The 10,456-nt window shown below is 57.5% G+C and carries 6 protein-coding genes and 1 tRNA gene; 2 read left to right on the top strand and 5 right to left on the bottom strand.

The window, feature by feature from the left end:
* Positions 1–69 precede the first annotated feature (69 nt).
* Genes gltB through AC2FLZ_RS17250 form a run of 3 tightly spaced genes read right to left on the bottom strand, consistent with a single transcriptional unit; the run spans position 70 to position 6,494 of the window.
* Positions 70–4,602, bottom strand: coding sequence for a glutamate synthase large subunit (gene gltB / locus AC2FLZ_RS17240; protein ID WP_496882480.1), 4,533 nt, complete (start codon positions 4,600–4,602; stop codon positions 70–72).
* On the bottom strand, positions 4,599–5,036 hold the full coding sequence (locus tag AC2FLZ_RS17245) for a GFA family protein (protein ID WP_480474595.1): 438 nt from the start codon (positions 5,034–5,036) through the stop codon (positions 4,599–4,601). Before AC2FLZ_RS17245 ends, gltB begins: the two co-directional genes overlap by 4 nt.
* Before the next feature lie 24 nt (positions 5,037–5,060).
* A complete protein-coding gene (locus tag AC2FLZ_RS17250) occupies positions 5,061–6,494 on the bottom strand; it encodes an NAD(P)-dependent oxidoreductase (RefSeq protein WP_496716409.1) in 1,434 nt (477 codons plus the stop codon).
* Positions 6,495–6,725: 231 nt separating this feature from the next.
* Between AC2FLZ_RS17250 and AC2FLZ_RS17255 the strand changes: the two genes are divergently transcribed.
* Positions 6,726–7,529, top strand: coding sequence for an undecaprenyl-diphosphate phosphatase (locus AC2FLZ_RS17255; protein ID WP_480519701.1), 804 nt, complete (start codon positions 6,726–6,728; stop codon positions 7,527–7,529).
* Here the strand turns inward: AC2FLZ_RS17255 and AC2FLZ_RS17260 are convergent, their stop codons facing one another.
* On the bottom strand, positions 7,530–8,513 hold the full coding sequence (locus tag AC2FLZ_RS17260; protein ID WP_480519699.1) for a complex I NDUFA9 subunit family protein: 984 nt from the start codon (positions 8,511–8,513) through the stop codon (positions 7,530–7,532).
* Between the two features lie 201 nt (positions 8,514–8,714).
* Between AC2FLZ_RS17260 and AC2FLZ_RS17265 the strand changes: the two genes are divergently transcribed.
* Positions 8,715–8,801: transfer RNA gene (locus AC2FLZ_RS17265), tRNA-Leu, on the top strand.
* Positions 8,802–9,029: 228 nt separating this feature from the next.
* Here AC2FLZ_RS17265 and dxs read toward each other — a convergent pair.
* The coding region (gene dxs, locus AC2FLZ_RS17270; RefSeq protein WP_496882481.1) for a 1-deoxy-D-xylulose-5-phosphate synthase at positions 9,030–10,456 on the bottom strand (1,427 nt) is incomplete at its 5' end.

The raw sequence follows: 10,456 nt of genomic DNA on the forward strand, positions 1-10,456 counted from the left end.
CGTCGTTAATATACGAACCCCGCGTGGTGCAAATGACACGCGGGGTTTCGAGAGGCAAAAAGTTTCGGCTTATTCCGCCGGAACTGCTTTGGCTTCAACACTCAGTGGGTGGCTAAGTTTGTTCAGCATTTCCTTCGGGCAAACCTGCAGGAAGTTGCCTTTTTCCACATCCCAATGCTGAAGAATATCAGCAGCCTTGCGGCTTTGTGATTCAGCAGCGTGACGCATGATAAGCGTTTTTAACTGATCTTCCCAGTGATCCACAGTGACCCGGCAAGTGACCAGCGTTTCCCTGTTCATCAGCGCCTCGGCCTTGCCTTCGGGATCATACAGATAGGCCATTCCGCCTGTCATGCCCGCACCAAAGTTGGCTCCGATCGTTCCAAGGATAACGGCGACACCGCCGGTCATGTATTCACACCCGTTGGAACCGCACCCCTCGACAACAACCTTGGCGCCAGAGTTCCGCACCGCGAACCGTTCACCGGCGCGACCGGCGGCAAACAGATACCCATCAGTGGCCCCATAGAGAACCGTGTTACCAATGATCGTATTGTCATCTGCTTTCAGCGGGCTGACTTGCGGTGGGCGCACGACGATCATACCCCCGGACAGGCCCTTACCGACATAGTCATTGGCATCGCCCGACACTTCCAGCTTCAGACCCGGGGCCGCAAAAGCTCCCAGCGATTGCCCGGCAGAGCCTTGCAACTTCACATGCAGATGGTCGTCCTGAAAGGTGTTCCGCATCCCGAAATTCTGCACAATATGGCTGGACACACGGGTTCCAACGGTCCGGTGCGTGTTCTGCACGGCATAAGACAGCTGCATCTTTTCACCATCCTTCAGGAACCGGGCCGCATCACGAACGATTTCGGCGTCCAGCGTATCCGGCACCGCGTTGCGCTCTTTGTCGCGGTTGTAGACGATGTTATGTGCCCCATCGACAGTGATCAGCAGCGGATTGAGGTCCAGATCGTCCAGATTCGCCGATCCCCGGCTGACCTGAGCCAACAGGTCGGCTCGGCCGATGATCTCGTCAACCGAGCGCGCACCGAGGCTGGCCAGCAACTCTCGCACTTCCTGGGCATAGAAAGTGATCAGGTTCACCACTTTATCCGCATTGCCGGTGAACTTGGCGCGCAGGGATTCATCCTGCGTACACACGCCCACCGGACAAGTGTTCGACTGACACTGACGCACCATGATACAACCCATGGCGATCAGCGCGGCGGTACCGATGCCGTATTCCTCGGCCCCCATCATCGCGGCCATGACAATGTCGCGACCGGTACGCAGACCACCGTCGGTCCGCAGGGTGACGCGATCCCGCAGGTTGTTCATCGCAAGAACCTGATGCGCCTCGGTCAGGCCCATCTCCCACGGCAAACCGGCATATTTGATCGAGGTCGCAGGCGACGCGCCTGTACCGCCATTGTGACCCGAAATAAGGATAATATCCGCTTTCGCTTTGGCTACACCGGCAGCAATCGTGCCAACGCCCGAGGACGCTACCAGCTTGACCGTCACCTTGCAGCGCGGGTTGATCTGCTTCAGATCGTAGATCAGCTGCGCCAGATCCTCGATCGAATAGATATCGTGGTGCGGCGGCGGCGAGATCAGCGTCACGCCCTTGGTCGAATGGCGCAGGCGCGCGATCAGGTCGGTGACCTTCATACCTGGCAACTGACCACCTTCGCCGGGTTTTGCACCCTGAGCGACCTTGATCTCAAGCTCTTCACACTGGTTGAGGTATTCCGCAGTCACGCCAAACCGGCCCGAAGCCACCTGTTTGATCTTGGCCGAAGGGTTGTCGCCATTGGGTTCAGGCACGAAATGTGCCGGATCTTCGCCACCTTCGCCACTGTCGGATTTCGCACCGATCCGGTTCATCGCCACGTTCAGTGTTTTATGCGCTTCGGGCGACAATGCACCCAGCGACATACCTGGCGTGACAAAGCGTTTGCGGATCGAGGTGATCGATTCCACCTCTTCGATCGGCACCGGCTTGCCCAACGGTTTGAAATCCATCAGATCGCGCAAATGAATTGGCGGGTTCGACTGCATCTTGGCCGAATACTGTTTCCACAGCTCATACGAAGCCTTGTTGCAGGCCATCTGCATCATGTGCATCGAGGTCGCTTCCCACGCGTGGGTCTCACCTGACTTACGCGCCTTGTAGAAACCACCGATGGGCAGCACATCCAGACCGCTGTTCCAACCCTTGGCATGGATTTCTTCGGCCTTGGCCTGAATACCTTTGATACCGATACCGGAAATCCGGCTGGTCATACCGGGGAAATACTCGGCCACCATGGCACGGCTGAGGCCGACGGCCTCAAAGTTCAGACCACCGCGATAGGACGAAATGACCGAGATGCCCATCTTGGCCATGATCTTCAACAGGCCCTGATCGATCGCCTCGCGATAGCGCGCGACGTTTTCTGTCAGGGTTCCGTCCAGCAAACCGCGGTCGATGCGGTCGGCCAAAGAATCTTCGGCCAGGTAGGCGTTCACCACAGTCGCACCACATCCGATCAGAACGGCAAAGTAATGCGGGTCCACACATTCGGCCGAACGAACGTTCAACGAACAGAAGGTCCGCAAACCCTGACGCGTCAAATGGGAATGCACAGCGCTGGTCGCGAGAATCATTGGTATCGCAATCCGATCCTCGCCCGACCGCATATCAGACAGGACAATATGCCCGGCACCAGATCGCACCGCCTCTTCGGATTCGGCTCTGATACGGGCCAAAGCTTCGCTCAATGCGCCTTGACCAGCCTCGAAGCTACAGTCGATTTCCGCCAGCGGCGCATCAAAGTTCTCAACCAGTTTGTCCCATTGCGCGTTGCCGACAAAGGGGCTTTCCAGAACCACGATCTCGGTCTGGCTGCTGTCTTCGTCCAGCACGTTCTTGAGGTTGGCAAACCGGGTTTTCAGCGACATCACGCGGTATTCACGCAGGCTGTCGATCGGCGGGTTGGTCACCTGGCTGAAGTTCTGACGGAAAAAATGGCTCAGCGGGCGGTATTGTTTTGACAAAACAGCCGAGGGCGTATCATCACCCATGGATGCCAAGGCTTCCTTGCCATCCTCCGCCATCGGAGCAAGGATTTGCTCCAACTCTTCTACCGAGTATCCCGCAGCAATCTGGCGCTTGCGCAACTCGCCACCCGCAAAGATCGGAGCTTCGGTCACACCCGCAAGCGTTTCGTCCAGGTCGTTTATCTTGCCAACCCATTCGCCGAATGGAAGCGCGCTGGCCAGTTTGTTCTTGATTTGGGTGTCCCGGTACAGCTTGCCTTTTTTCATGTCGACCGCCAGCATCTGACCCGGCCCCAATGCGCCTTTTTCGGTCACGGTGGCTTCGTTGATCGGCACCATTCCGGCCTCCGACCCTGCGATGACAAGGCCATCGCCAGTCACGACGTACCGCATGGGGCGCAGCCCGTTCCGGTCCAGACCAGCGCAAACCCAGCGTCCATCGGTCATCGCCAGCGCGGCCGGACCATCCCATGGCTCCATCACCGAGTTGCAGTAGGAATACATGTCGCACCACGCTTGCGGCAGCTCGACCGCCTGCTTGGACCAGCTTTCCGGAACCAGCATGGTTTTCGCCATCGGGGCCGACCGCCCCGCACGCACCAACACCTCGAAAACCGAGTCTAATGCGGCGGAATCTGACGAACCACCAGCGATGATCGGCTTGATGTCTTCGGCATAGTCACCAAAAGTTCCGCTAGCCATCCGGATTTCATGGCTTTTCATCCAGTTGACGTTGCCCTTGAGGGTGTTGATCTCGCCGTTATGGGCCAGCATGCGGAATGGTTGTGCCAGCCACCATTGCGGGAAGGTGTTCGTGGAATACCGCTGGTGGTAAATCGCAAACGCCGATTCAAAGCGGTCATCCATCAGATCGGGATAGAATACAGCGACCTGTTCAGCCAGCATCATGCCCTTGTAGATGATCGACCGGCAGGACAGCGACGCAAGATAAAGGCCCGAAATGCCCGACGCCAAGGCCGCTTTTTCGATGCGGCGACGGATGACATAGAGTTCGCGCTCAAAAGTTTCTTCGTCCACACCCTTGGAGTTCGAGATCAGGATCTGCTCAATCTCGGGGCGGGTCGCGTTGGCCTTTTCCCCCAGGCAAGTCACATCGACAGGCACGTGTCGCCAGCCATAGATGTAATACCCCATACGCAGAACTTCGCTTTCGACGATGGTCCGGCACCGCTCCTGTGCGCCAAAATCGGTGCGGGGCAGGAAGACCTGACCAACTGCAATCAGTTCATTCAGCTTGGGTTCGTGGCCTGTGCGGCGGATCTGATCATAGAAGAAGGGAACTGGAATCTGCACATGGATGCCCGCGCCGTCGCCGGTCTTGCCATCCGCGTCCACGGCTCCGCGATGCCAGATCGCTTTCAGGGCATCAATCCCGGCATCCACCACCTTGCGAGACCGTTTGCCATCAACGGACACAACAAGGCCCACACCGCACGAAGAATGCTCTTCTGCCTCGGAGTAGAGACCATTTTCGGCCATCCACTTGCGTTTTGCTTCTTCTGCCCGCACCCAATCGGCATCATATTTGGTCATTGGCTGTCTCCTTCGTCAGAGAGGGAATACATGGCTTCGACCTCGGCTTTGGTCATTTGCCGACGTTCGCCTGCGAACGCGTATCCCTCGGGCTTTTTGTCGATATAAAGTTCAAGTTTCAGCGGGTTGCCTGTTGCATTTTCAAACAGGCCAGCCGCCATTTGTGTCTGTCCGTGCATCTCACCCGGTAGCGTGATCCGGTACCAGAGCGAGGATCCGCATTCGTCGCAAAAGGCACGTTCTGCCCAGTCGGACGAGGTAAATGTCTTGACCGGGCCTAGCGCGGCATAGCCTTCTTTCGCCTGAAACGTCACCAGCATCGAACTGGTCCACCGACGGCATTGGTCACAGTGACACGCCCCCAGCGCATCCCGCGCCGGTGTAGCAGTTACAGTGACCGCACCACACATGCATTGGCCTTGAAGTTCCGACATTTCGAACCCTCCTGAAAGCTGGGGTTATTCCGCTGCGACGGCAGTCTTGGCATTAAACCGGTCGATGATCGCGTCGGCGCAGTCGCGCCCGTCACGGATCGCCCATACAACCAGCGAAGCACCGCGCACGATGTCGCCAATTGCGTACACACCTTCCATTTCGGTTTCCCCGGTCTGGAATGCTGCCCGGACCGTTCCCCATCGGGTGACGGGCAAGTCGGGCTGCCCGAACAGCGTTGGCAGGTCTTCGGGCTCAAAACCCAGCGCCTTGATCACCAGATCGGCGTCCTCGACATAATCCGCGCCTTCGATCACTTCGGGGGCCTGGCGACCAGATGCATCGGGTTGCCCCAGGCGCATTTTCTGCACCATCACGCCGGAAACCTTGTCGTCGCCCGTGAACCCCTTGGGTGCACTGAGCCATTCGAATACCACGCCTTCTTCCTCGGCATTCTGTGTCTCGCGCTGCGAACCCGGCATGTTTGCCCGGTCACGACGGTACAGGCATTTGACTGACGTCGCGCCCTGGCGGATCGACGTGCGCACACAATCCATCGCAGTGTCGCCACCACCGATCACGACAACCTTCTTGCCCTCGGCATTCAGCCGTCCGTTGTCGAAATCCTCAACAACGTCACCAAAGCTTTTACGGTTTGATGCGGTCAGGAAATCGATTGCCTTCTCGATCCCGGCAAGACCACTGCCCGGCATGGACAGATCCCGCGACTTGTAAACGCCCGTCGCGATGATGACCGCGTCATGCTTGGCGTGAATTTCCGCGAATTTGGCAGCGTCCACGTCGCAGTTCAAAACGAACTCGACACCGCCGTCAGCCAACAGGTCGTTGCGCCGCTGGACGACTTCTTTTTCAAGCTTGAAGCCCGGAATGCCATACATCAGCAACCCACCCGCACGGTCGTAGCGGTCATAGACCGTGACCTGAATACCGGCCCGACGCAGCATGTCTGCCGCGGCAAGACCGCCCGGCCCGCCACCGATGATGCCGACGCTTTCACGGCGCTCTGCCGCAGGGACCACTGGCTTGACCCAGCCTTTTTCCCACGCCGTGTCGGTAATGTACTTTTCGATCGTTCCGATGGTGACCGTTCCATGACCGGATTGTTCGATCACGCAATTTCCTTCGCACAAACGGTCCTGCGGGCAGATGCGGCCGCAAATCTCGGGGAAGGTGTTTGTCGCCTGGCTGGTTTCGTAAGCTTCTTCCAACCGTCCGGTTGCAGTCAGCCGCAACCAGTCGGGAATGTTGTTATACAGCGGGCAGTGCGATTGGCAGTAAGGCACACCGCATTGACTGCAACGGCTGGCCTGTTCTGCTGCTTTCTCGGCAGCGAATTCTGCATAGATCTCGTTAAAGTCTTCTCTGCGGTCATTGGCGGCACGCTTTTCCGGCATGACGCGGTCGATCTGCACAAATTTCAGCATCGGTTGCTTGGCCACGGGTCAGACTCCATGAATTGGCTTGGTTCGGTTTCTTTATGCGATGCGCAAACGGATGAAAAGTCATATACACTGACCTATTATGAGAATTTTTCGCCCTTCCACTCGAAATCGGCAAATTATGGAGGGAATTTTAGGTACGATCCGGACCTATATGAAGACTTTCCTTTTCTCCACTGCCCTTATAGCCATACACCACAAGAAAATCGTGGCGACAGCACGGCAGGGCAGATGAGTCTTTTCCACCTGATTCTCGTGGCAATCATTCAGGGAATAACTGAGTTTTTGCCCATTTCGTCTTCGGGTCACCTGATCCTGCTGCCGAATTTGTCAGGCCTTCAGGATCAGGGTCAAGCCATAGACATCGCGGTGCACGTCGGAACCCTCGGAGCGGTCGTTCTGTATTTCTGGACGGATGTGAAGCAGGCCCTTGCCGGGTTGCCGCGCGCCTTGACCGGCCGGACAGATACGCCGCAGGCCCGTTTGGCTCTGGGCCTCATCATTGCAACAATTCCAACCGTGATTGCAGGTCTGATCCTGCATCTGACCGGGTTAAGCGAGGCCATGCGTTCGATCGCTGTAATCGGATGGACAATGCTGGGCTTTGGCCTGCTGCTTTATTGGATTGACCAGAAAAGCCCCCAGACGAAAGGGGCGGCCGATTGGGGTGTGCGCGATGCTTTCATCATGGGGCTGTGGCAGGTTCTTGCGCTGATCCCCGGAACATCGCGATCCGGGATCACCATTACAGGAGCACGTCAACTGGGCTATACCCGAGCAGACGGCGCACGGATTGCCATGCTTATGTCAATCCCAACCATTCTGGCCTCAGGCACACTGCTGGCACTGGATGTGATACGCGACGCTGATGCGCAACTGGCACGGGACGGGGCCATTGCCGCGGCATTTGCTTTTGTCTCGGCACTTCTGGCGCTTAGCCTTATGATGCGACTGCTGCGCAGTGTCAGCTTCACGCCCTATGTGATCTACCGCGTCATACTGGGCGCGGCATTGTTGTTCATGGCCTACAGCTGATCAGATACGCAGGTTCTTCGCCGAGTTCTGAATGTCGTCATACTGCCCCGATGGGCGGAATTTCCAAAGATATTCCGGCAGCACCGATTCCAGAGTGGTCGGCGCAATGCCAAGATCCGCAAAGGACTTGGCCCCGTCAGATACCACGTTGTCATGACGCAGATTCCTGACCTGGTCGCGGGTCAGAATGTTGTTCGGGAACAGCTGGAAGCTGACGAATTTCGCAATATCCAGCACGCCCGCCATAATCCGGGCAGCAAAAAACGGAAGACCGACAATGATGCGCCGCCGGTGGATCACTTCAAGCATCTGTTGCATCAGGGCGCGGAAGGTTTTCACTTCCGGCCCGCCAAGCTCGTACACGCCCGGCTCAGCCTGCCCCAGAATACCTTTGACCGCTGCCTGGGCCACGTCGTCCACGTAGACGGGTTGGAATTTGGTCTCAGCACCAACCACCGGCAGGAACGGACCCATGCGGGTCATCCCGGCAAATCGGTTAAAGAACTGATCCTCGGTACCGAAGATCACAGATGGGCGAAGGATCACTACATCCGGCATGTGCTTCAGCACACCCGCCTCGCCCAGCGCTTTGGTCCGGGCATAATCGCTGGCCGCGTTTGCATCTGCACCTATAGCCGAGATATGCACCATTCGACCAATGCCCTGCTGTGCGGCCAAGCGCGCAATACGCTCGGCCCCTTCGGTCTGAACGGCATCAAACGCGTTCTTGCCCAGTTCATTCAGCACACCCACACAGTTCACCACGACATCGGCGCTCTGCATTGCCAGCGCGACCGAGGCGTCATCGCGGATATTGCACAGCACAGGCTCAACCTGTCCCACGGCGCCGTAGGGTTTCACGAACATGGCTTCGTTCGGGCGTCGTACAGCCACCCGCACACGCCACCCCTCTCTCGCCATGCGCCGCGCGATGTAGCGACCGACAAATCCCGATCCGCCATAAATCGTCACCAGTTTCGACATGAGAGGGCTCCTGCTGAGAAATTGCGCCCTAGAACTAACGCCCGCAGGCCAGCCAAACAAGGCACTAATTCGCCGCGCCGGTCATGAAATAATAAGGCCAAAACTTCAGTTCGAAAACCGAACTTAAAAAACTTTCAAAATTCATTCAGAATCCGGTTGACGCCCCACGCCAGTCAGCTTAAACGCCGCTCCACGACACCTGCCCAGGTGGCGGAATTGGTAGACGCGCTAGCTTCAGGTGCTAGTGTCCGTATGGACGTGGAGGTTCGAGTCCTCTCCTGGGCACCATTTCTTCCCAAAGAAAATATGGAAGCAGCCGCCTAATGAGCTGGTGATGTCTGAATCGGTGTCTTATCGCTTCAAATCATCTTTGAAACAGCGGCGATTCTGTCATGACAAGATAAACCGCAATAAAGGTTCTCGTGGCGCTATGTATACCCGCTTGGTTCTGGGTCGCCTATCGCCTCCTGCTTTTGGTAAGCGGCAAAACCAAAGAAGGGTAAAGCAGCGCCGGTATTACGCGCGCTTTTCACTGATCGAGGTTACGCCCAGAACATCCAGCACCCTGGCTTCGATCTGCTCGGCATTCATACCCGCAACGGCATACATATCCGCAGGGCTGGCCTGATTGATGAAGATGTCAGGCAAGACCATCGAGCGGTATTTCAAGCCCCGGTCAAAAACACCCTCATCCGCCAGAAGCTGTGCTACATGGCTGCCAAATCCGCCAACAGCGCCTTCTTCGATGGTGATCAACGCCTCATGATCCGCAGCCAGATCCAGGATAAGGTCCCGATCCAGCGGCTTGGCAAAGCGGGCGTCGGCGATGGTTGGGTTGATGCCTTTGGCGGTCAGAGACTCGGCTGCTTTCTGAACTTCAGCCAGCCGCGTGCCAAAAGACAAAAGTGCGACGCGCGCGCCTTTTCGGATCATGCGGCCTTTGCCGATCTCCAGTACCTCACCGCGTTCGGGCAAGTCCACTCCAACACCTTCGCCGCGCGGATAGCGGAAGGCGATCGGCCCTTCATCATGCGCAACAGCGGTTGCCACCATGTGCATCAATTCCGCCTCATCCGCAGCGGCCATGACGACCATGCCCGGTAGATTGGCCAAATAAGCAATATCGAACGACCCGGCATGGGTGGCACCGTCAGCGCCCACCAAACCTGCGCGATCAATGGCAAACCGAACGGGCAAGCGCTGAATTGCGACGTCATGCACAACCTGGTCGTACCCCCGCTGCAAAAAGGTCGAATACATGGCGCAGAATGGTTTCATCCCCCCTGCCGCCAGCGCCGCTGAGAAGGTCACGCCGTGCTGCTCGGCAATCGCAACATCGAAACAGCGCGACGGGTACCGTTCGGCAAACAGGCCCAACCCGGTGCCATCGGGCATCGCGGCAGTCACTGCGACGATCTTGTCATCGTGCGTGGCCGCATCCACCAGAGCCTTGCCAAAGACAGACGTGTAAGAAGGCGCGTTTGACGGAGCCTTTTTCTGCTCACCCGTGACCACATCGAATTTGGCAGTCGCGTGGCCTTTGTCGCGGGCCTGTTCGGCTGGTGCGTACCCTTTGCCCTTCTTGGTCAAGACGTGGATCAGGATCGGCCCGGTTGCCCGCGCCTTGACGGTGCGCAGAACCGGCAGCAGCTGATCCAGGTCATGCCCATCAATGGGCCCGAGATAGGAAAACCCAAGCTCTTCAAACAGGGTTCCGCCCACGGCCATACCCTTGAGCATTTCCTTGGCGCGCTTGGCCCCTTCGCGGAACGGTTCGGGCAACAGTGAAACAGCGCCCTTGGCGGCCGCCTTCAGATCGTGGAATGGTGCCTCGGCGTAGATTCGGGACAAATAGCTGGACAAGGCACCAACCGGGGGGGCGATGCTCATTTCATTGTCATTCAGAATGACGATCAGGCGTTTCTTCAGGTGACCGGCATTGT

Source organism: Ruegeria sp. YKSF131 (genome assembly GCF_059612645.1).

Bases quoted from the DNA above. Each gene is read 5' to 3' on its own strand.
- AC2FLZ_RS17260 (WP_480519699.1), bottom strand. From the start codon at position 8,513: ATGTCGAAACTGGTGACGATTTATGGCGGATCGGGATTTGTCGGTCGC.
- gltB (WP_496882480.1), bottom strand. From the start codon at position 4,602: ATGACCAAATATGATGCCGATTGGGTGCGGGCAGAAGAAGCAAAACGC.
- AC2FLZ_RS17245 (WP_480474595.1), bottom strand. From the start codon at position 5,036: ATGTCGGAACTTCAAGGCCAATGCATGTGTGGTGCGGTCACTGTAACT.
- AC2FLZ_RS17255 (WP_480519701.1), top strand. From the start codon at position 6,726: ATGAGTCTTTTCCACCTGATTCTCGTGGCAATCATTCAGGGAATAACT.